This is a genomic window from Anoxybacillus flavithermus (genome assembly GCF_002742685.1).
GTDB lineage: Bacteria > Bacillota > Bacilli > Bacillales > Anoxybacillaceae > Anoxybacillus > Anoxybacillus flavithermus_E.
On record NZ_PEDM01000015.1, the window covers coordinates 1 to 22,980 of the forward strand.

Annotated in this window: 24 protein-coding genes; 20 read left to right on the top strand and 4 right to left on the bottom strand. The window is 42.2% G+C overall.

Annotated elements, in window-relative coordinates; genetic code table 11:
* Positions 1-82: 82 nt before the first annotated feature.
* Positions 83-616 carry a transcription repressor NadR gene (locus CS060_RS08165; protein ID WP_035050803.1) on the bottom strand — a complete coding sequence of 178 codons (534 nt, stop codon included), beginning with the start codon at positions 614-616 and terminating at the stop codon, positions 83-85.
* Positions 613-1,749, bottom strand: a complete 1,137-nt coding sequence (locus CS060_RS08170; RefSeq protein ID WP_099668870.1) for an IscS subfamily cysteine desulfurase — start codon at positions 1,747-1,749, stop codon at positions 613-615. The genes CS060_RS08165 and CS060_RS08170 overlap by 4 nt, the downstream gene beginning before the upstream one ends.
* A 92-nt stretch (positions 1,750-1,841) precedes the next feature.
* Between CS060_RS08170 and nadB the strand changes: the two genes are divergently transcribed.
* The 14 genes from nadB to yajC all read left to right on the top strand — a co-directional run bounded on the left by nadB (position 1,842) and on the right by yajC (position 13,723).
* Entirely contained in the window at positions 1,842-3,374 is a 1,533-nt protein-coding gene (gene nadB / locus CS060_RS08175) for an L-aspartate oxidase (protein ID WP_035045950.1), read from the top strand.
* A complete protein-coding gene (nadC, locus tag CS060_RS08180) occupies positions 3,371-4,201 on the top strand; it encodes a carboxylating nicotinate-nucleotide diphosphorylase (protein ID WP_035045951.1) in 831 nt (276 codons plus the stop codon). The genes nadB and nadC overlap by 4 nt, the downstream gene beginning before the upstream one ends.
* Positions 4,202-4,213: 12 nt before the next feature.
* Entirely contained in the window at positions 4,214-5,317 is a 1,104-nt protein-coding gene (gene nadA / locus CS060_RS08185) for a quinolinate synthase NadA (protein ID WP_035045953.1), read from the top strand.
* Between the two features lie 135 nt (positions 5,318-5,452).
* Positions 5,453-6,379, top strand: a complete 927-nt coding sequence (gene safA / locus CS060_RS08190; RefSeq protein WP_035045955.1) for a SafA/ExsA family spore coat assembly protein — start codon at positions 5,453-5,455, stop codon at positions 6,377-6,379.
* Positions 6,380-6,454: 75 nt separating this feature from the next.
* A complete protein-coding gene (gene nadE / locus CS060_RS08195; RefSeq protein WP_035045957.1) occupies positions 6,455-7,195 on the top strand; it encodes an NAD(+) synthase in 741 nt (246 codons plus the stop codon).
* A gap of 78 nt (positions 7,196-7,273) precedes the next feature.
* Positions 7,274-7,969, top strand: a complete 696-nt coding sequence (locus CS060_RS08200; RefSeq protein WP_035045959.1) for a YhcN/YlaJ family sporulation lipoprotein — start codon at positions 7,274-7,276, stop codon at positions 7,967-7,969.
* 87 nt (positions 7,970-8,056) lie between these two features.
* On the top strand, positions 8,057-8,794 hold the full coding sequence (locus tag CS060_RS08205) for a YebC/PmpR family DNA-binding transcriptional regulator (RefSeq protein WP_035045961.1): 738 nt from the start codon (positions 8,057-8,059) through the stop codon (positions 8,792-8,794).
* Between the two features lie 70 nt (positions 8,795-8,864).
* Positions 8,865-9,311, top strand: coding sequence for a BofC C-terminal domain-containing protein (locus CS060_RS08210; RefSeq protein ID WP_369795712.1), 447 nt, complete (start codon positions 8,865-8,867; stop codon positions 9,309-9,311).
* 110 nt (positions 9,312-9,421) lie between these two features.
* Positions 9,422-10,015 (top strand): Holliday junction branch migration protein RuvA, encoded by a 594-nt coding sequence (gene ruvA / locus CS060_RS08215; RefSeq protein ID WP_035045965.1) that lies wholly within the window; start codon positions 9,422-9,424, stop codon positions 10,013-10,015.
* 12 nt (positions 10,016-10,027) lie between these two features.
* Positions 10,028-11,026, top strand: coding sequence for a Holliday junction branch migration DNA helicase RuvB (ruvB, locus tag CS060_RS08220; protein WP_035045967.1), 999 nt, complete (start codon positions 10,028-10,030; stop codon positions 11,024-11,026).
* Positions 11,023-11,229, top strand: coding sequence for a DUF2905 domain-containing protein (locus tag CS060_RS08225; protein ID WP_032100191.1), 207 nt, complete (start codon positions 11,023-11,025; stop codon positions 11,227-11,229). The genes ruvB and CS060_RS08225 overlap by 4 nt, the downstream gene beginning before the upstream one ends.
* 24 nt (positions 11,230-11,253) lie before the next feature.
* Complete coding sequence (queA, locus tag CS060_RS08230; RefSeq protein ID WP_035045969.1) at positions 11,254-12,285, top strand: tRNA preQ1(34) S-adenosylmethionine ribosyltransferase-isomerase QueA; 1,032 nt, start codon at positions 11,254-11,256, stop codon at positions 12,283-12,285.
* Between the two features lie 20 nt (positions 12,286-12,305).
* Positions 12,306-13,445: a tRNA guanosine(34) transglycosylase Tgt gene (gene tgt / locus CS060_RS08235; RefSeq protein WP_035045971.1), complete on the top strand. Its 1,140-nt coding sequence runs from the start codon at positions 12,306-12,308 to the stop codon at positions 13,443-13,445.
* A gap of 14 nt (positions 13,446-13,459) precedes the next feature.
* The gene (gene yajC, locus CS060_RS08240) at positions 13,460-13,723 is read left to right on the top strand and encodes a preprotein translocase subunit YajC (protein ID WP_003396247.1); all 264 of its coding nucleotides are present in this window, start codon (positions 13,460-13,462) and stop codon (positions 13,721-13,723) included.
* A 25-nt stretch (positions 13,724-13,748) separates the two neighbouring features.
* Here the strand turns inward: yajC and CS060_RS08245 are convergent, their stop codons facing one another.
* Entirely contained in the window at positions 13,749-14,123 is a 375-nt protein-coding gene (locus tag CS060_RS08245; protein ID WP_035045973.1) for a TIGR04086 family membrane protein, read from the bottom strand.
* 84 nt (positions 14,124-14,207) lie between these two features.
* Between CS060_RS08245 and CS060_RS08250 the strand changes: the two genes are divergently transcribed.
* The gene (locus CS060_RS08250; RefSeq protein ID WP_442752119.1) at positions 14,208-14,861 is read left to right on the top strand and encodes a DUF421 domain-containing protein; all 654 of its coding nucleotides are present in this window, start codon (positions 14,208-14,210) and stop codon (positions 14,859-14,861) included.
* Here the strand turns inward: CS060_RS08250 and spoVB are convergent, their stop codons facing one another.
* Positions 14,862-16,385 carry a stage V sporulation protein B gene (spoVB, locus tag CS060_RS08255; RefSeq protein ID WP_099668872.1) on the bottom strand — a complete coding sequence of 508 codons (1,524 nt, stop codon included), beginning with the start codon at positions 16,383-16,385 and terminating at the stop codon, positions 14,862-14,864.
* A gap of 85 nt (positions 16,386-16,470) precedes the next feature.
* Between spoVB and CS060_RS08260 the strand changes: the two genes are divergently transcribed.
* From CS060_RS08260 to CS060_RS08280, 5 genes are all read left to right on the top strand, one after another.
* Positions 16,471-16,749: a post-transcriptional regulator gene (locus tag CS060_RS08260; protein WP_231563485.1), complete on the top strand. Its 279-nt coding sequence runs from the start codon at positions 16,471-16,473 to the stop codon at positions 16,747-16,749.
* A gap of 95 nt (positions 16,750-16,844) precedes the next feature.
* Positions 16,845-19,091: a protein translocase subunit SecDF gene (gene secDF, locus CS060_RS08265; protein WP_099668873.1), complete on the top strand. Its 2,247-nt coding sequence runs from the start codon at positions 16,845-16,847 to the stop codon at positions 19,089-19,091.
* Positions 19,092-19,174: 83 nt separating this feature from the next.
* Positions 19,175-20,068, top strand: coding sequence for a cation diffusion facilitator family transporter (locus CS060_RS08270; RefSeq protein ID WP_035045977.1), 894 nt, complete (start codon positions 19,175-19,177; stop codon positions 20,066-20,068).
* A gap of 53 nt (positions 20,069-20,121) precedes the next feature.
* Positions 20,122-22,482 (top strand): single-stranded-DNA-specific exonuclease RecJ, encoded by a 2,361-nt coding sequence (recJ, locus tag CS060_RS08275; protein ID WP_035045979.1) that lies wholly within the window; start codon positions 20,122-20,124, stop codon positions 22,480-22,482.
* On the top strand, positions 22,448-22,960 hold the full coding sequence (locus CS060_RS08280) for an adenine phosphoribosyltransferase (protein WP_035045981.1): 513 nt from the start codon (positions 22,448-22,450) through the stop codon (positions 22,958-22,960). The genes recJ and CS060_RS08280 overlap by 35 nt, the downstream gene beginning before the upstream one ends.
* Positions 22,961-22,980 lie beyond the last annotated feature (20 nt).

The following is a 22,980-nucleotide window of genomic DNA, read 5'->3' on the forward strand; positions in this document are numbered from 1 at the left end:
ATGGAACAAAATGGTTTGAAGACGGGTGTCTTCCAACCATTTTGTCAACAGTCTGACATCCCTCGTGTAAAGGGATGTTTTTTTATTCGATTAAAAATCCTCCTTGTTTTAAAGCAGCGCATGCTTCATCTAACTTTTCTACGCAATCGGCTTCAAGTGTATGCAAATGAACCCCATCTGTCAGTTGAGATAAATAGGCGGATTTCGTTTCATTAATTTTTCGAATAAATTCGTCCACTTCTAATCGATTGCTGACCATAATTGATGCTGTTAAGTCGCCGTATACAGGATGTTCAATTTTGACGTCTTTCACAGTAACACCATGGTCGACAATCGTATATAGTTCATCTTTCGTTTGTTCGGGTGTGTGACAACAAGCGATAACGCGCGTGTACATATGAGTAGAAGATGATGATAAATATAAGTACCCTTGACTTGTTGCAATAATCGGTTCGTTTCTTGCTTTTAATAAGGAAATATCTTGAACAATGACTTGACGACTTACGTTTGTTTTATTCGCCAATTCAGTGCCTGTCATCGGGCGATGATTCTCCTTTAACCATTGCAAAATGAGCGCCCGTCGTTCTTCCCCTAGTAATTTTTTTTCTTTTTTCATGTTAACATCCTTTCTTTTTGAAGCTGTTCAAGTACAGAAACAACCGTTTCTACATCATTTTTTGTTGTACGCACACCAAACGATAGCCGAATGAATTGCTTCGCTTCATCTTTCTTCTTGCCGATCGCGATCATTGTTTTTGAAGGTGCTTGCTTTCCAACTTGACATGCGCTTCCAGTAGAAATCGCAATGCCGTGACGATTGCAATGTAACATCACATATTGTCCTTCAAATCCGTGAACGAGACAGCCAACAATATGTGGTAATTGATCTGTTGGATGTTCAAAAACGGTTATCGGTAGTTGTTTTTGGGCGATTTGTTCAACAAAATAGCGACGCAATTCATTCATATGTTGTTGAACTGTGTTTCGCTTGTTTTCAGCTTCGAGCGCCGCGGTTGTAAAGGAAGCAATGCCAGGGACGTTTACCGTTCCGGGACGAAATCCGCCTTCATGTGTCGTGTTCGGTAGCCACATATGCCAACGTACGCGCGGGTTCATATATACAGCCCCAACCCCTTTTGGACCATAAATTTTATGGCTGGAGATAGATATGCTATCGAGGTGAAGTTGTTTCACATCTATCGGTATTTTACCAAAAGTTTGTACACAATCGCTATGAAAGATAATTTGTTTTTCTTTTAATAATTCACCGATTTGTTGCAACGGTTGAATTGTACCAATTTCAGGATTCGCATGTTGAATAGAAACGAGAATGGTTTCGTCCGTTAATGCCCGTTCAAGTGCCCCGATATCCACTTGTCCGAAGCGGTCGACTGGCACGTATGTCACGGTAAATCCTTCTTGTTCAAGTTGCGCGCATACAGCGTGAACGGAAGCGTGCTCGACGCTTGATGTAATGATATGTTTCCCTTTATGGCGATGGGCGTAAGCGAGCGAACGAATAGCGAGAACGTTTGCTTCTGTTCCTCCGCTTGTAAAATATATTCCTTTTTCTTCGCCACGAATGAGTTGAGCGAGTTGTTTGCGACAAATCGTAAGCAATTCGTTTGCAGCTGTTCCGACATCATGAAGGCTGCTTGCATTTCCAAAATATGTTCTCGCACTTTGTACATAAACGGCTAAAGCTTCTTCACTCATTGGTGTTGTTGCTGCGTAATCTAAATAAATCATCTCGTTCACCACTTCCAAAAACAAAAGTCTTGTCATCAGTTTAAATATATGTCAATATAGGTGTCAAGACAGTATGAAATGGAGGAACATCCATGCGTGAAGCGGATGTGATTATTGTTGGTAGCGGCCTTGCGGGGTTAATGGTTGCCTACCATTTATGTCAGCATAAAAATGTGATTGTTTTCACGAAATCGAATAAAGAAACGAGTAATTCTTGGCTTGCTCAAGGAGGAGTCGCGGCTGCCATTCATCCTGACGATCATTGGTTATCTCATTATACAGATACGATGATTGCTGGATGTGAGCATAATGACGATGAGGCGGTACGTATTTTAGTTCAAGAAGGACGAGAGGCGATTCAACATTTTATGAACATCGGTTTTTTATTTGATGTGGGCGAACGTGGACAGCTCCTTTTTGGGCAAGAAGGGGCGCACCGCATGAGGCGCATTTTACATGCGGGAGGCGATGCGACAGGAAAAAACATGGTTTCATTTTTATTTGAAAAGCTTTCTAACCGTGTGACGTTTATTGAAAACGATCCTGTCATTGATTTGCTCGTTTCCGATGGACATTGTGTGGGCGTACAGACGAAAAATGGAACGTATACAGCGAGCGCGATCGTGATCGCAACAGGTGGAATTGGACAGTTATATGCGTTTACATCAAACACAGAAACGGCAACGGGCGATGGCATTGCGATGGCATATCGAGCTGGCGCGGCTGTGGCGGATATGGAATTTGTGCAATTTCATCCAACAATGCTCTATGTGGATGGAAAAGCTGTCGGCCTCATTTCGGAAGCGGTTCGTGGAGAAGGAGCGATGTTAGTGACTGATGACGGTCGGCGCGTTATGGACGGAGTGCATCCACAAAAAGATTTAGCGCCGCGCGACGTCGTATCTCGAGCGATTGAGCGCGAAATGAAAAACGGTCATTTTGTTTTTTTAGATGTTTCGATGATTCCGCATTTTTCATCCCGTTTTCCGACGATTACATCGCTTTGTGAACGCTATCAAATCGATTGGCGCAACGGTCTCCTTCCTGTCGTCCCAGGTGCTCATTTTTTAATGGGCGGCATCGTTGTGAATGTGGATGGTGAAACGACATTGCCGGGACTATATGCGGTTGGAGAGGCAGCATGTACAGGTGTGCACGGAGCGAACCGTTTAGCAAGCAACTCGTTGCTTGAAGCGCTCGTCTTTAGTCGACGCGTTGCTTTCCAATTGTTAAACAAAACCGAGCAGCGTTTGACGTTAAAGAAAAGCGAAAGAAAAGAAAATAACGTGCGCGTTGCGTTGCCAACAAAAGAGGACATTCAGCGTATGATGACGCAATATGTCGGCATCGTGCGCGAGTATGACCAATTGTTTTACGCGAAACAATGGTTTGAACAATATTCGATTGATGAGCTTGTCAACATGGCACCGGAGCATGATGATGAGAAACGGACGATCATATATATGTTAATCGTTGGATGGCTTATTACGACTTCAGCTTTGCAAAGAAAAGAAAGCCGCGGTGCTCACTACCGAAGCGATGAACCGTTTGAAAAAATGTATTGGGAAAAACGTCGCATCATACGCACGAAAGCAGAGCATCTCATAAAGGAGGGATTTTGTTGAATGAGCTAAAGTTAAAAGAGCTGCTGAAGCAGTTTTTTTTAGAAGATATCGGGGAACGCGATATTACGAGTGAAACTATTTTTTCTCCTATGGATGAAGGAAGAGCGATATTTGTTGCCAAAGAAGATGGAATGATCGCAGGCGTATCGATCATTGAAATCGGATATCAGTTATTACACCCATCCATCGTATGTGAATTATATAAACGAGACGGAGAACGCGTGAAAAAAGGGGAAACAATCGCCGTCGTTTCCGGTCCAATGATTGCCCTTTTATCAGGTGAGCGCGTCATTTTAAACTTGCTTCAGCGCATGAGTGGTATTGCTACATTGACAAATCAAGCCGTTCGGGCACTCAACAGCAATCATACACGCATTTGTGATACGCGAAAAACAACACCAGGGCTTCGCATGTTAGAAAAATATGCGGTGACATGCGGTGGCGGATATAATCATCGCTTCGGTTTGTATGATGGGGTGATGATCAAAGATAATCATATTGCGTTTTGTGGATCGATTAAAAAAGCAGTAGAACGTGTTCGTTCCCAACTCGGTCACATGGTAAAAATTGAAGTAGAAACGGAAACGAAACAACAAGTCATCGAAGCGGTTGAAGCAGGGGCGGATATCATTATGTTTGATAACCGTACACCCGATGAAATTCGCGAATTTGTTCAACTCGTCCCATCGTCTATCATTACAGAAGCCTCAGGCGGGATTACTCTTGAAAATATTGCACAATATCGGGATACAGGGGTTGACTACATTTCGTTAGGGATGTTAACGCACTCAGCGAAAGCACTAGATATTAGTTTAAACGTGCAGTAGGAGGAATGAGCGATGAATGTATTACAACTCATGCAACAACACGATACGATGCCAGAGACGTATAAACAGTTGTCAGTTGAAGAAATGGAAAAACGAGTTGCTCGTGTCAAACGAGAGCTCGGCACTCGTTTATTTATTCCAGGACACCATTATCAAAAAGACGAAGTCATTCAATTTGCGGATGCGACAGGTGATTCATTGCAACTCGCGCAAGTGGCCGCGAAAAATAAAGAAGCTGAATACATTGTATTTTGTGGTGTGCATTTCATGGCGGAAACGGCTGATATTTTAACGAGTGATGAACAAATCGTCATGTTGCCAGATATGCGCGCAGGCTGTTCGATGGCTGATATGGCAGAAATTGAACAAGTTGAACGAGCGTGGCCAATATTGCAACAATTATTTGGCGATACGATTTTACCGTTAACGTACGTCAACTCTACAGCTGCGATTAAAGCGTTTGTCGGTTTGCATGGTGGTGCAACAGTAACATCATCAAATGCGAAAAAAATGGTCGCATGGGCGTTTACACAAAAAGAGCGTATTTTCTTTTTGCCTGATCAACATTTAGGAAGAAACACAGCATACGATCTTGGCGTTCCGTTAGAACAAATGGCTGTATGGGACCCAGCTACAAATACATTGCAATATGAGGGAGATGTCCAACAAATTAAAGTGATTTTATGGAAGGGGCATTGTTCCGTTCATGAAAACTTTACAGTAAAACATATTGAACATATTCGAAAAACAAAGCCAGATATGAAAATTATCGTTCATCCAGAATGTAGCTGGGAAGTGGTACAACAAGCTGACGATGCAGGATCGACGAAATATATTATCGAAACGATTGCTAACTCACCAGCAGGAAGCAAATGGGCGATCGGAACAGAAATGAATTTAGTGAATCGGATTATTCAGCAACATCCAGATAAAGAAATCGTGTCGTTAAACCCGTATATGTGTCCATGTTTAACGATGAACCGCATCGATTTACCGCATTTACTTTGGACGCTCGAATCGCTTCTTGAAGGAAAAGTGGTAAATCGCATTACCGTGCCAAAAGATGTAGCAGAAGGAGCGATGTTAGCACTTGAGCGCATGTTAGCGCGGGCATAAGATCGGCATTTTTTTGCCGGTCTTTTTTATTTTTATCATAAAAAAAGCTTTCCGTTCATAAGTTATGTTGAAGCCTAGTAGCGACAAGCTGAACATGACATACATGTCACGTCTGAACATAGGAGGGGGAAACACGTGAAAATTCATATCGTTCAAAAAGGAGATACCCTTTGGAAAATTGCGGAGAAATATGGGGTTGATTTTGAAGAGCTAAAAAAAATGAATGCTCATTTAAGTGATCCAAATTACATTATGCCGGGTATGAAAATTAAAGTACCAACACCAGCAGCACCAGTAAAATCTGTCAAAAAGGAAACGCCAAAAGTTTCAGTTGATGTTGATATTCATGTAAGCAAAAAAGAGCAACCATTACAACAACCGCAAAACGTTGAACCAATAGCAAAAGAAATTCCAATTGCAAAGGCACCGGAAAAAAAAGAAGAGCCGAAACAAGAGATGCCGCTTTTGCCGCCAAAGCCGCCAAATATTATGCCGAATATGCTAGAGCCTGACGAAGATATGCAAATACCGCCATTTCCAGACATTCCACCGATTCCAACAACAGAAGCGCCAATCATGCAGGAACAACCACAACAGCCGATGCAACCACAACCTGTTCCAATGCCTTTGCCGATGCCTTGCATTCCTATTTCACCAATCATGCCAGGGTACGGTTTTTATCCGTGGTTTCCGCCAATGTATCCAATGATGCCGTGGACATATTCACAAGGGACTATGAATAACGATGATTGCGGATGTGGTGAGACGAAGGCGACACCATACATGCCACAAATGCCGATAGGGGAATATTCTCAACAGTCGCAACCGATGATGTCGCAAATGCCAACAAGTGCAGGGGAATATTCGCAGCAGCCGCAACAAGCAGCGTATCCACAACAAATGTATGGTGAAAAAGTGCCGATGATGCCGCAGCCAATGTATATGCCACAGCCAGCTATGCCGTATAGTCCATACGGCTGGCAACAAGGGTGGCAGGGGCAACCATATGGGATGAATCCATATTTTTCTGTTCCTTATCGTGAGGAAGAAGAGGGGCAATAAGTCGCCTCTTTTTCTTTTTGTTTTTTGTGTGATAAAATGAACATGACGATGTGAAAAAGAAAGGGATGTACATACATGGAACAAAAAATTGAAAAGTTAGTTGTGTGGCTTCGCGAACGTGTACAAGAAGCAGGGATGAACGGAGCGATTGTCGGGATTAGTGGCGGCATCGACTCTGCAGTGGTTGCTCATTTAATTAAACGAGCGTTTCCTAATCATTCGTTAGGACTCATTATGCCATGTAAAAGCAATCCAAAAGATAAAGAAGATGCATTAAAAGTTGTAGAAAGTTGCGGCATTGACTATCATGTCATCGATTTAACAGAAACACATCGCGTATTATTTAGCGAAATCGAGAAGAAACTCAAAGAAAAAGGACAATGGAACGAGGAAGTTTCTCGTCTTGGTGATGCGAATACGCGCGCGCGTTTGCGTATGACGACGTTGTATGCGGTCGCTAACAATTACGGCTATCTCGTTGTCGGAACAGATAATGCAGCGGAATGGCATACAGGTTATTTTACAAAATATGGTGATGGTGGCGTTGATTTAGTCCCGCTCGTTCATTTTACAAAAGGCGAAGTGCGTGAGATGGCACGCATTCTTGGTGTACCTGAAGAAATTATTACGAAAGCGCCTAGCGCAGGTCTTTGGGAAGGACAGACAGACGAAAACGAAATGGGTACAACATACGACATGATTGACAAATATTTAAAAGGTGAGCCAATTCCAGAACGCGACCGCGAAATTATTGAACGGCTTCATGAACGTTCACACCATAAACGGCAGTTAGCGATCGCTCCGCCAAAATTTTAACAGCGATAAAACTCCTTTTTTGCGCCAAGCTAATGATGTAGACGCGTCGTCTACAAAAGCAAAAAGGGGGTTTTTCCTTTGCGGAAGCGAATTGTCGCTCTCGGTGCAGTTATCGCACTTAGTGGGTTAGTTGCTTGTAATAACCAAGCGTTTGACACACGTTATACCGACCGTACACGTCCGATCGGATATTACTCCAATGAAAACGACATGAATGGGTTTCAATATGGTCGCTACGGTACAGAGCGTTTAAACGGAAATGTTCGTCAAGTGCGTGATAACGACGGACCGATTACAGAAATGCTTGATCGTAACATGGATCGAACAACGCGAACACCGCAAGTCGATCGTAATTTTAGTCGTGCTGATCGCAACTATCATGGACATTTAAATGCGATGGATGAACGCACACGCCCATCGTATTACCGTAACTATAACGGAGCGCTAGCTGAAAAAATTGCAAAACGTGCCTCAAACGTTGCGAACGTAAAAGATGCACGTGCTGTTGTTTCAGGAGATCGAGTTGTCGTTGCTGTATCGACGACAGAGAAAAATACGACACGCATTGAACGTCTTGTTCGTCAAGCGATCGCTCCATATACCGCGGGCAAAACCGTCCGTGTAGTTGCAAATGAAAGCATGTACAACCGTATTCGGACGCTTGATAACGATATTCGCGACGGTGGTCCAATGGATCAATTAGAGCGTGATATTCGCGACATATTTAACGATATGGGCGATATGATCGAACGACCATTTATGAATCGCGGCTAAAGAACAGGGGCTCACCCCTGTTCTTTTTCATTTATTTTTGTTATAGTTTTTATGGACATTTTTCACAACATATGAGAGGGGATCCAAATGGCAGGACATTCCAAGTGGAAAAATATTCAACGGCGCAAAAATGCACAAGATGCGAAACGTGGAAAATTGTTTATGAAGCTGGCAAAAGAAATTTACGTCGCGGCAAAAATGGGTGGAGGCGATCCAACGACAAACGCTACGTTGCGCCTTGCGATTGAAAAGGCAAAATCATCCAATATGCCGAATGAAAATATTGAACGTGCCATTAAAAAAGCAACAGGAAATCAAGAGCATACACATTACGAAGAAATTCGTTATGAAGGGTATGGACCAGGTGGCGTAGCGGTCATGGTGATTTGCTTAACTGACAATAAAAACCGGACGGCTTCCAACGTTCGTGTCGCATTTTCGAAAAATGGCGGAAACTTAGGAGAAACGGGATGTGTTTCGTATTTATTTGATCGAAAAGGATTAATCGTTATCGCACGTGAAGATTTAGATATCGATGAAGATGAGATGCTGTTACAAGCGATTGAAGCAGGGGCAGATGAAATGGAAACAACGGAAGATTCATTTGAAATTTATACATCCCCAGAACAGTTCGAACAAGTAAAAAATACGTTAGCTACCCAAGGATTTTCGTTTGCGACAGCTGAAATAACCATGATTCCGCAAACGTATACGACGTTAACGGGTGACGATTTAACGAAAATGTTAAAACTGATTGATATGCTTGAAGATGATGACGATGTACAAGAAATTTATCACAACTTAGATGAGTCTATGTTAGAATAAACGGTCTTGCGATGGCAAGACCGTTTATTTTTGGGAAAAATGGTCAATATATGAATGAGGTGAGATGCATATGATACTTACACTATTACTTAGCTTATTTATTGCACAACATACGTCCCCAGTGCACATGACAATCATTTTAGAAACGGTATATATGGATGGGGAAGTGAGTGAGGAGATAAGGAAAGAAACTGTAACATCGATGAAAGACATTTGGCACAAATATAAAGATTGGCATCTGATCAATATGGATGACGAGCAAATTGTTTTCCAACGTTACGTTGATGATTTGTCCCCATTAACAAAAGCAGGGTATTTTGGTCTTACTGAAGATGGAACACTTTCTATTTTTGAAGGGAAGCCAGGTGAATCATCTCGCGTCATCCAATCGTTTTTTCAAATTGATGTAAAAAAACTTGAAAGCCATGAACGTGAGAAATTGAAAAAAGGCATTTCTGTTCGTTCGAAAAGAAATTACAAACGTGTCATTGAAGCGTATGAGCCGTTTGGGAAATAAGCCCGCACATCAGCGGGCTTTCTTATATGTTTAATCGTGTCTTGCCCTACGCTTTCCGCTTTTCTCATCTTATGTTAAAATGAAAGGCGTGAGAAAAGGAGGACGAGGCGTTGATTGAATTTATTCGTGGATATGTCGATTACGTTTCCCCAGAATATATTGTCGTTGAAAATAACGGAATAGGATATCAAATTTTTACTCCAAATCCGTTTTCATTTCAAATCAACAAACAGCAACAAATTGTTGTATATACATATCACTACGTACGTGAAGATGTGCTTGCGCTTTACGGATTTCACACTCGTCAAGAGCGAACGTTATTTGCTAAACTATTGCAAGTATCAGGCATTGGACCAAAAGGGGCGTTGGCCATTTTAGCGGCCGGCCAGCTTGAGCAACTTGTTGAAGCGATTGAAGCAGAAAATGACCAGTTTTTATGTAAGTTTCCGGGTGTTGGGAAGAAAACAGCACGGCAAATGATTTTAGATTTAAAAGGAAAACTGCAAGCCATTGTGCCTGATGCGTTCCCAAATTTATTTACAGAGCCACTTGAAGCGATTGACTCGCTTTCTGAAGCACTTGAAGCGTTAAAGGCGCTCGGTTATGCGGATAAAGAAATTCAAAAAGTTGTGCCGATTTTAAAACAAGAGCGGTTATCGACAGAAGGATATATTAAGCTTGCTTTACAAAAACTACTGAAGTAAGGGGGATGCATGATGGAGGAGCGTCTCATTTCAAGCGCAGCTGACTATGATGACGCATCGTTTGAATACAGTCTTCGTCCAAAACAGTTGCGGGAATATATTGGACAACAAAAGGTAAAGGAAAACTTAACCGTATTTATTGAAGCAGCGAAAATGCGCGGAGAGACGCTTGATCATGTGCTGTTGTATGGACCACCAGGGCTTGGAAAAACGACGCTTGCCGCGATTATTGCAAACGAAATGGGTGTGCAATTGCGTACAACAGCTGGACCAGCGATTGAGCGACCAGGAGACCTAGCTGCCATTTTAACAACACTTGAACCTGGTGATGTACTATTCATTGATGAAATTCATCGTCTGCCGCGAGCAGTAGAAGAAGTATTGTATCCGGCAATGGAAGACTTTTGTTTGGATATTGTCATCGGAAAAGGACCGGCTGCCCGTTCTGTCCGTCTCGATTTACCACCATTTACACTCGTAGGGGCAACAACAAGATCTGGCGCACTTTCTGCCCCGCTTCGTGACCGCTTTGGTGTGTTAAGCCGTTTAGAATACTATACTCCTCAGGAACTCGCTCATATTGTGAAGCGAACAGCACACATTTTCGCGGTAGAAATCGAGGAAGAAGCCGCGTTTGAAATTGCCCGTCGCTCGCGAGGCACACCTCGCATCGCAAACCGATTGTTGCGACGTGTGCGTGATTTTGCCCAAGTGCGCGGGGATGGGACGATTACGTTTCTTTTAGCGAATGAGGCGCTCGAGCAATTGCAAGTCGATCGTTTAGGATTAGACCATCTTGATCATAAGCTATTAAAAAGCATGATGGAAAAATTCCGCGGTGGACCAGTTGGATTAGAAACGATTGCTGCGACCATTGGTGAAGAGGCACAAACAATTGAAGATGTATATGAGCCGTATTTGTTGCAAATCGGTTTTTTACAACGAACACCGCGTGGTCGAATGGTTACACCGCTTGCATACAACCATTTCGGCTTGGAGGTGCCGCAATGACGAACTTGCCAAAAACAATCATGCTTATTGGTGTCGTTCTTATCATTGTCGGTTTTTTGATGCAATTTATTAAACTCGGTCGCTTACCAGGAGACATCGTCATTAAAAAAGAAAATGCAACATTTTATTTCCCGATCATGACATCCATTATTTTAAGTGTCGTTTTATCGCTTATTTTTTATATTATCGGTCGTTTTCGTTAATGAAATAAAGAAAGGGACGTGGATATGAAAGTAGATTTATTTGATTTTTATTTACCAGAAGAACTCATTGCGCAAACCCCATTGCCAAATCGAGAAGCATCACGTCTTATGGTGCTTAATAAACAAACAGGGGAAGTGACGCATGAGCCAACATTTCGTTCCATTTTATCTTATTTGAAAGAAGGCGATTGCCTTGTTTTAAACGATACGCGCGTATTGCCAGCTCGCTTATATGGAGAAAAAGAAGGAACTGGGGCGCATATTGAAGTGCTTTTATTAAAACAGCTCGATGGCGATCAATGGGAGACACTTGTCAAGCCAGCGAAGCGCGTGAAAATCGGAACGATGCTTTCATTTGGTGATGGTCGTTTACGTGCGGAATGTGTAGCTGAGCTAGAGCACGGCGGGCGCATTCTTTCGTTTTCATATGATGGTATTTTTCTTGAAGTGCTTGAGTCGCTTGGAGAAATGCCACTTCCTCCGTACATTAAAGCACAGCTCGATGACCGCGAACGATATCAAACGGTTTATGCTCGTGAAGCAGGGTCAGCCGCTGCTCCGACAGCAGGGTTACATTTTACAGAACAGCTTCTTGAAGATGTACGAAAAAAAGGGGTACATCTTGCTTTTATTACGTTACACGTCGGATTAGGAACGTTTCGTCCTGTAAACGTAGAAAACATTGAGGAACATGATATGCATGCTGAGTTTTATCAAATGACAGAACAAACTGCGCAATTGCTGAACGATGTAAAAGCAAAAGGTGGACGTATTATTGCTGTCGGGACGACATCGACACGCACGCTTGAGACGATCGCGTCTCGTCACGATGGAATGTTTGTTGCTGAAAGCGGTTGGACGGACATTTTTATTTATCCGGGCTATACGTTTCGTGCAATTGACGGAATGATTACAAATTTTCATTTACCAAAATCGACGCTCATTATGCTTGTTAGTGCGTTAGCGGGGCGAGAGCATGTGTTACGTGCTTACGAAGAAGCAGTAAAAGAGCGTTACCGATTTTTTAGCTTCGGTGACGCAATGCTCATTATATGAATTGAGAAAGGGGACTATATGTGACACCAATTCGTTACGAACTTATTAAAACATGTAAGCAAACTGGCGCGCGTCTTGGCATTCTTCATACGCCGCACGGTTCATTTGAAACACCGATGTTTATGCCTGTTGGGACACTTGCGACTGTAAAGACGCTTTCACCTGAAGAATTAAAAGAAATGGGAGCAGGCGTCATTTTGAGTAACACGTATCATTTATGGCTTCGACCAGGACATGACATCGTCAAAGAAGCAGGTGGGCTTCATTCATTTATGAATTGGGATCGTGGTATTTTAACAGATTCTGGCGGTTTTCAAGTATTTAGTTTAAGTGAGTTTCGCCGCATTGAAGAAGAAGGCGTATATTTCCGAAATCATTTGAATGGCGATAAATTATTTTTATCACCAGAAAAAGCAATGGAAATTCAAAATGCGCTCGGCTCTGATATTATGATGGCATTTGACGAATGCCCACCGTATCCTGCAACGTATGAGTATATGAAGCGGTCAGTTGAGCGAACGAGCCGTTGGGCAGAGCGGTGCTTAAAAGCACATCAACGTCCGAATGAGCAAGGACTATTTGGGATCGTGCAAGGTGGCGAGTTTGAAGATTTGCGCAAACAAAGTGCGCAAGATTTAGTGTCGCTCGATTTTCCAGGATATGCGGTCGGCGGCTTGTCCGTCGGTGAACCGAAAGACGTGATGAATCGCGTATTAGAATTTACAACGCCATTATTGCCAGCAAATAAACCGCGTTATTTAATGGGGGTCGGTTCACCAGACTCGCTCATTGACGGAGCGATTCGTGGTATTGATATGTTTGACTGTGTGTTACCGACGCGCATCGGTCGCAACGGAACGGTCATGACAAGCGAAGGTCGCGTCGTCATTAAAAACGCCAAATATGCGCGCGATTTTTCACCACTTGATCCAAACTGTGATTGTTATACATGCCGCAATTATACGCGTGCATACATTCGCCATTTAATTAAATGCGATGAAACGTTTGGTATTCGCCTTACATCTTACCATAACGTGTACTTTTTGATAAAATTAATGGAGCAAGTGCGACAAGCCATTCGCGAAGATCGCCTTGGTGATTTCAGAGAACAGTTTTTTGAACAATACGGTTTCAATAAGCCGAATGCGAAAAACTTTTAGAAAGGGGTGAAAATATGGAAACTGTAGCAAGCTTACTACCACTTATTTTATTCTTTGCGATTTTTTACTTTTTGCTTATTCGCCCGCAACAAAAGCGGCAAAAAGCTGTTCAACAAATGCAGGCAAATTTGCAAAAAGGAGACAAAGTCATTACGATTGGTGGATTGCATGGCATCATCGATTCACTTGATGAACATACGGTCGTCATTCGCGCGGGTGACGGTTCGCGTCTTACATATGATCGTGCGGCCATTCGTGAAGTTGTCAATGAAAAATAAGACAGGTTTGTTGCCTGTCTTATTTTTATGCGCTTCGTGAACGAGATGTGGCGACGTTGACACCAATTATTCCACCGATGATGGCCGTGATGAGAAACCCGACATGGTATCCCCACTGTTCAATCGAAAACGTTCGGTCCATGCCAAGAAATTGAAAGAAAAAAATGATTGTTGTAAAAATGATGCCCGTTGCTCCCCCAAGCATCCAACCGCGCGTTTTCCCTTTTCCACCTGCAATAAACCCACCGAAAAACAATGATAAAAATGCGAGCCCATGCATCACCCATTGCAATGACGTTTCATCATAACTTGTCAACTTCAACAAAAGAGCCAATGTAAAGCTACATAAGATAGCGCTTATAAAAATCGTTATAATCCCATAAAAAATAGCACGAATCATTCGTAACCCTCCTTCCTGCATTTAGTACAAACATATTCGGACGTCCATTTGTTTAGAATAAAAACGTATAACAAATGAGGGGGAATGAACGTGGAGTACGTCACGATTATTTTACGAACGTTATTATTGTATGGGGTTATTTTATTTATTTTCCGTATTATGGGGAAAAGAGAAATTGGAGAGTTAAGCATTTTAGACTTAGTTGTTTTTATTATGATTGGGGAAATGGCCGTTATTGCGATTGAACAGCCGAAAGACCCGATCTTTCACACGATCGTGCCGATGATTGTGCTGACGATTGCCCAAATTGCTTTTGCCTATTTTTCTTTAAAAAGCGAAATGTTTCGCCGTCTCGTTGATGGATCACCAACGGTCATTATTAACAACGGAAAAATTGATGAAAAGGCGATGCGGAAACAACGATACAATTTTGACGATTTGCTTATTCAATTGCGTGAAAAAAATATTAAAAACATTGCCGATGTCGAGTTTGCCATTTTAGAGCCGTCTGGCAAACTGTCTGTATTTGAAAAAGAAAAAGGAAAAAAGAAAACACCGTCTTTAGCACTACCGCTTATTAAAGACGGTGTCATTCAAGAAGAACATTTAGCGCTCATCAATCAAACGAGCGCATGGTTAATGAAGCAACTAAAAAAACGCGGATATGAGCAGATCGATAACATTTCGTATTGTACATATGAAGATGGAACGTTTTATATTGACGAAAAAGATGAGTGACTATCGGAACAATTGACGAAACTCATCTTTTTCAATTAGGCGAAACGATTGAGCGAGAGCAAGATATATGAACGTCATTATTGCGATGGCGACAATTGTTTTCATAAGCAATGAAAATGGTAAAAGCGGGACGATCCAATGGCCAACTGTTGTCACAGAAACAATGACGATGAAATGCGCGACGTAATGTTTTACGTACAAAGAAAGCGAAATGGCTTTTATAATTGTCGCAGCATGTAATAATGTAACAACCATGATGCCAACGGTGATGGCTAGCGCAGCCCCCATAATGCCAAGTGATGGTTGGGAAGAGAGCCAAAAAATAAGCGCTGTTTTAACGATAGCACCGATCAAGCTATTTGTCATTGCTTCTTTTGCTAAATCGAGCGCCTGCAAGACGGCTTGCAGTGGGCCTTGCAAGTAATAAAAGATAAAAAACGGGGCCATCACTTTGACAAAAATCGCTGCTTCATTTGCCCCATACATTAATTGCATCATTTCTTCTGCTAATACGTATAACACAACAATAGATAGTCCCCCAGCTAAAAGTGATAACCGTACAGCTTGATGTAAGCGATACTCGATTAAGCGATATTGCTTTTGGGCGGCAGCTTCACTAATAGCCGGAACGAGTGAGGTGGCGAGCGCATATGTAATAAATGATGGAAGCATTAAAAGAGGTAGCGCATATCCGGTAAGTTCCCCGTATTGTTTTGTCGCATGGCTTGCAGTAATGCCGGCAAGCGCCAAACTTTGTGCAACGACAATCGGTTCAAAAAACCAGGCGACTGATCCAATCATTCGACTTCCAAGTGTAGGTACAGCAATGCGCATGAGTGAAACGAACGTATCCTTTCCTTCTTTTACGTAGGCGAAAAAGCGATAACGAATGCGAATCGGTTTTTTTCGTTTAAATGTAATGAATAAATAAACGAGCGATACAAACTCCCCAACGACCGCAGAAACCATCGCCCCTGCTGCGGCATATTCGATACCGTACGGCAAAAAAGCGGTTGTAAAAGCAGCGATAAGCGTGATGCGGACAGCTTGTTCAAGCAATTGAGAATACGCATATGGTTTCATTTGCTGTCTTCCTTGAAAATATCCACGCAAAACGGAAGACAGAGCGACAATTGGGACGACTGGTGCAATGGCAACAAGCGGATAATAAACGCGCGCGTCTGTAAATAACGTGTTAGAAAGAATGGGAGCGATGGCGAGCAGAGCCGGGAAAAAGATCATACTTAAAACAATCGTAATGGATAGGGATACAACTAATATTTTTTTTATTTTTCGTCTGTCGCCCACTGCTTCCGCTTCAGCGACAAGCTTTGAAATAGCGACAGGGAGGCCGAACTGCGTAATTGTAATCGCTAATACGAGCGTCGGCACAGCCATCATATATAAACCTACCCCTTCTTCACCGATGAGACGAGCAACGACGATACGATTAATAAAGCCGAGTATGCGCGTCAACAATCCAGCAACAATTAAAATCATCGTCCCTTTCAAAAATTTGGACATGTTCCTCCCTACCTTCTCAAATGAGGTCATCTTTTATACAATGAAATATATGCACATGTTGGCCAAGCATGACAAAATGGGGGAGATGAATGTGGATCGAGAACAATTAATGCCAGCGCTACAAAGTAAAGTAGATGAGTTAAAATTGCTCGGTTATGAGCAAGCAACGATTGAAGATGTATGGAATTGTTTAATGGTGAAAAAATGGAAAAAAAATAAAGAAGAAAAGCGGCTGTTTGAACTTGTAAACGACATTTTATCATTGCGTGCAAGTGATTATATGGCTTATGTTGTTCAAAAGGAACAAAAACACGATCGTTGGTTTACGGAAGAAGGGCTTTCGGAATTACAACAATTGTTTTAACTGTTTATTTGGAAATTGACAGAAAGTGTACTGTCATTCATAATTTGTTTTGTTGGTAAAAATTCTGGCAGACGCCAGAATAGAGGAGGATTTTTATGGTAAAACGTAGTCGCATCATTGCTTTTTTCCTTCTTGTCGTTTTACTAGGCGGCATGATGGGAACAACAGCAGAGAAAATTGTGAAAAACATTAAGCTTGGCTTAGACTTGCAAGGTGGCTTTGAAATTTTATATGAAGTGAAGCCGACAAAAGAAGGAGAAAAAATTACGAAAGACGTGTTGCTTAGCACCGTAAGCGCGTTAAATAAACGCATTAACGTGCTTGGGGTGAGCGAACCACGCATTGATGTAGAAGGGAACGATCGTATTCGCGTTCAGTTAGCTGGGGTAAAAGATCAAAATAAAGCGCGCGAAATTTTATCCACAGAGGCGAAATTAACGTTTCGCGATGTACATGATAATGTATTGATGGATGGGAGCGACCTCGTTGAAGGGGGAGCAAAACAAACGTTTGACGATAAAGGGAAACCGAGCGTTGCCATTCAATTAAAAGATGCGAACAAGTTTAAAGAAGTGACACAAAAAGTACTAAGTATGGCACCAAACAACGTGCTTGTCATTTGGCTTGATTTCGAAGAAGGTGTTGACTCATACGCGAAAGAAGTAGGAAAAGAGCATCCGAAGTTTATTTCGGCTGCACAAGTGAACGAAGTGTTCAATCAGACAGATGTTTCAATCGTTGGAAACTTCACTGTGGAAGAAGCAAAACAATTAGCTGATTTATTAAACGCGGGCGCTCTACCTGTTGAGTTAAAAGAAATTTATTCAACATCGGTCGGTGCACAGTTTGGTGAACAGGCGTTACAAAAAACAATTTTTGCTGGCATCATCGGCATTGCGCTTGTCTTTTTATTTATGCTCATTTTTTATCGTCTGCCGGGAATTGTCGCTGTCGTTACATTAAGTGTATATATTTATCTCATCTTGCTCGTCTTTGATTGGATGAACGGTGTATTGACGCTACCGGGAATTGCTGCACTCATTCTCGGTGTTGGTATGGCAGTCGATGCAAACATTATTACATACGAGCGCATCAAAGATGAATTAAAGCTTGGAAAATCGCTCATGTCAGCATATCGCATCGGTAATCGTGGTTCTTTCGGAACGATTTTAGACGCAAACATTACAACGATTATTGCTGGTGTGGTTTTATTTGTGTACGGGACGAGCTCTGTGAAAGGATTTGCGACAATGCTCATTATCAGCATTTTAGCAAGCTTTATTACAGCGGTATATGGTACGCGTCTCTTGCTCGGTTTGCTTGTGAAAAGTCGCTTATTCGATAAAAAACCACATTATTTTGGCGTTAATCCAAAAGACGTGTTAGACATTGCGAAAGTGACAGATGATACAGATGTGCCGACGAAGTTTGCACGTCTCGACTTTGTAAAACGAAGCAAACTATTTTTCATCGTTTCAGGGGCCATGTTTGCCATCGGGCTTGTATTATTGCTCACTGCAAAATTAAATTTAGGTATCGATTTCTCTAGTGGTACACGCGTCGATTTAATGAGCGAAAAATCACTGACAACAGAAGAAGTGAAGCAAGAGTTAAAACAATTGCAACTCGAACCGAAAGATGTCGTCCTGTCTGGCAATAACAACGAAATGGCGATTGTACGTTTTCTTGGGGTACTTGACCAAAAAGAAATTTCAAAGTTAAAATCACATTTTAAAGAAAAATATGGAATAGAGCCGAACGTAAGCACTGTATCGCCAACGGTCGGAAAAGAATTGGCGCGCAATGCGTTTATTTCCGTACTCATTGCATCCATTGGTATCATCATTTACGTAACCGTTCGCTTTGAAATGTACATGGCCATTGCAGCTATTGTTGCCCTATTGCATGATGCATTTTTCATCATCGCTTTCTTTAGTTTGACGCGCTTAGAAGTTGACTTAACGTTTATTGCCGCTGTATTAACGATCGTCGGTTATTCGATTAATGATACGATCGTGACGTTTGATCGCATTCGTTATTTAATGAAAAAACGGAAGGTGAAAACGGTCGACGATTTAAAAGATATCGTCAACAAAGCGTTACAACAAACGTTCGGCCGCTCGATCAATACAGTATTAACTGTCGTCTTTACAGTCATTGCGCTTTTATTATTCGGTAGTGAAGCGATTCGCAATTTCTCATTTGCATTGCTTGTTGGTTTAATTTCTGGCACATATTCTTCGCTCTTTATCGCAGCACAATTATGGCTTATTTGGAAAGCAAAACAATTGAAAAAAGGAAAACAAAAACGCGACCAATGGGAAGTGGAACCAGAAGTATAAACGTCGTGGCGCATGCCGCGACGTTTTTTCATGGGGTGAATAGGATACACTAAAAAAAACAAAAGGGAAAGGGAGCGAATGGAGTGAATGAACAAGCGCGCTTTCGACAAGCTCAATTTGCCGCAATGGTTGGTGTTGTCGGCAACATTGTTTTAGCGGTCATCAAAGGATGGATTGGGATGATCGCAAACAGTAAGGCGCTTATTGCCGATGCGGTACATTCTGCTTCTGACGTAGCAGGATCGCTTGCTGTATGGATCGGGTTGCGTGTTGCAAAACAACCACCCGATGAGGATCATCCTTATGGACACGGAAAGGCGGAATCGATCGCAGCAATTATTGTGGCGGTTTTACTTTTTCTTGTCGGAGTAGAAATTGGAACTTCTTCTTTTTCTTCTTTTTTTCAACCGATTGAACCACCGAAAATGCTCGCTGTCTATGCTGTTGTTTTGTCAATTGTTGTGAAAGAGGCGATGTTTCGCTACAAGTATGCTTTAGGAAAGAAAATTAAAAGTGACGCCATTATTGTGAATGCGTATGAGCATCGTTCCGATGTTTTTTCTTCGATTGCGGCATGCATTGGCATTATTGCCGCGATGTTAGGTGAAACATTACATGTACCATGGCTCGTTTATGCCGATCCTGTTGCAGGGTTATTCGTTTCGCTGCTCGTTTTAAAAATGGCTTGGAAATTAGGGGCAGAGTCGATTCATCATGCGCTTGACCATGTGTGGCACGAAGAAGAAACGATACATTTGCGCGAAGCTGTTCTTTCGTTTCCAGAAGTGAAGCGTATCGACTCCCTTTTTGCACGCCAACATGGTCATTACGTCATTGTTGATTTGAAAATTGCTGTCGCACCTCACTTAACTGTTTCAGAAGCACATGAAATTGGGAAAAGAGTGAAAGAAAAGCTTTTATCGCTTCCTCAAGTGCACAATGTAATGGTGCATATAAATCCATATGGTGAACAATAAATTGCCCCTTAGTGTATTGTTTTGTATAATAAAAAGGTTGAGGGGTGAATGATATGTTACCATCGAAAACCCGCTGGAACATTAAACAAGTAAACGAACAAAAAGTGCAAATGATTGCGCAAGCGTTACATATAGCTCCGCTCGTTGCTTCATTGCTCGTCAGCCGCGGCTATCATACCGTTGAAGCCGCTCGTTCTTTTTTCGAGCGACAGCAATCGTTTCATTCGCCATTTTTGTTAAACGACATGGAAAAAGCGGTCGATCGAATAGAGAAAGCGATTACAAAAGGCGAACGTATTCTTGTTTTCGGTGATTATGATGCCGATGGAGTAAGCAGCACTGTTGTGATGGTCAGCGCATTACGAGAAAAAGGGGCCAATGTGTCTTTTTACATTCCGAATCGTTTTTCAGAAGGATACGGACCAAATGAACAAGCATTCAAATTTGCAAAGGAACAAGGGATATCGTTAATTATTACAGTTGATACAGGTATTTCTGCTTTACATGAAGCGAACGTAGCAAAGCAACTTGGCATCGATTTAATTATTACCGATCATCACGAACCAGGTCCTGTGTTGCCTGAAGCGTATGCGACGATCCATCCAAAAATTAGTCCAGATTATCCGTTTAAACATTTAGCCGGCGTCGGGGTAGCATTTAAGCTCGCCCATGCGCTCATCGGGCGCGTGCCGTATGAATGGCTGGACGTTGTCGCGATTGGAACAATTGCCGATCTCGTTCCGCTTCAAGACGAAAATCATTTACTTGCTCGGTTAGGGATTGAGCAATTTCGTCAAACGAAACGCCTCGGTCTACAAGCACTTTGTAAACAATGCGGTGTATCACATACAGCTGTGACGGAAGATACGATTGCCTTTATGATTGGTCCCCGCATTAATGCAGCAGGACGTCTCGATTGCGCAGATCCAGCTGTTCAGCTGTTGTTGACGACAGATGCAAATGAAGCGGACATGCTAGCTGAGCAAATTGATGCGATGAATCGCGAGCGCCAACAACTCGTCAATGAGATAACGGAAGAAGCGATTCAACTTGTCGAGCAATATTATAGAGATAACCGCGTGTTGGTTGTAGCGAAAGAAGGTTGGAACGTCGGTGTCATTGGCATTGTGGCGTCTCGTTTAGTCGAAAGGTTTTATCGCCCGACGATCGTGTTAAGCATTGATCAAGAAAAAGGGATAGCTAAAGGATCAGCGCGAAGTATTGAGGGATTTGACTTATTTGCGAATTTATCAGACTGTCGCGACATTTTACCTCATTTCGGTGGACATCCGATGGCTGCGGGTATGACGCTTTCTTTTCATGATGTAGATGAATTACGTCGACGTCTAAACGAAGCAGCGAAGCAACAATTGACAGCAGAACACTTGATTCCTGTTACGCATGTTGATTTGCGTTGTTCGATTGACGATGTTTCGATAGAGTTAATTGAACAAATGAATCGGCTTGCACCGTTTGGGATGGGGAATCCGAAACCGCGTGTCCTTTTCCAACATGTGCAACTAGATACGTTACGAAAAATCGGAACGGATCAAAACCACTTAAAATTGTTGTTAACTGAAGATGGAAAAACGTTAGAAGCGATCGGATTTGGCTTCGGACATGTTGGAGATGAAATTGCACCGAACGCTCGTCTTTCGATCGTAGGAGAACTGGCCATTAACGAATGGAATAACTTTCGGAAGCCGCAGGTAATGATTCAAGATTTAGCTGTGGATGAGTGGCAATTGTTTGATATGCGTCACATTCGCAATCCGAGTAAGTTTATGGCATCGCTCCCAAAAGAAAAACGGTTATTCATCGCTTTCCATCACGACACAGTAGATGTACTGCAATTGGCAGCATATGCCGACGAAATTGTACATGTATCGAGCGAACAAGAAGCGACGGTTGATGTGAGTGGAAAATATGTCGTTTTTCTTGATTTGCCTCCGTCACAGCAAATCGTCAAAGTTTTATTAAGTTGTAGTTTACCTGAACGCATTTATGCGTTATTCTATCAAAGGGAGAATCACTTCTTCAGCGTGTTGCCAACGCGTGAACATTTTAAGTGGTTGTATTCCTTTTTGCATAAGCGTAGCCCTTTTGATGTGCGGCGTTACGCTGATGATTTGGCTCGCTCGCGTGGGTGGACAAAAGAAACGATTTTGTTTATGATTCAAGTGTTTAGGGAGCTTGGGTTTATTACAGTTGAAAACGGGATCGTTTCTTTAGCCCGTCATGTACAAAAACGGGATTTAACAGAATCGCCTTCTTATCGATTAAAGCAAGCGCAGGCCGAACTTGAGCATATGTTTTTATACTCATCTTATTCCCAACTGAAACGTTGGTTTGATTCATTGTATGAGGAGGAAAATATCGATGGATTTAAAACAATACGTCACGATTGTTCCTGATTTCCCAAAACCAGGCATTCAATTTAAAGATATTACAACCATTATGGACAAAGGGGAAGTGTACAAATACGCAACAGATCAAATCGTCAATTACGCGCGTGAAAAGCAAATTGATGTTGTTGTTGGACCAGAAGCTCGTGGTTTTATTATCGGTTGTCCAGTTGCCTATGCGCTTGGCGTTGGATTTGTCCCTGTTCGTAAAGAAGGAAAATTGCCTCGCGAAGTCATTCGTGTCGAATACGGCTTAGAATACGGCAAGGACGTATTAACGATGCATAAAGATGCGATTAAGCCAGGACAGCGCGTCCTTATTACAGACGATTTATTAGCAACTGGCGGTACGATCGAGGCGACGATTAAGCTTGTTGAACAGCTCGGTGGCGTTGTTGCAGGCATTGCATTTTTAATTGAATTAACGTACTTAGAAGGTCGCGAAAAATTAAAAGGATACGATATCTTAACGTTAATGCAATTTTAATGAAGGAGGGGCAAAACGCT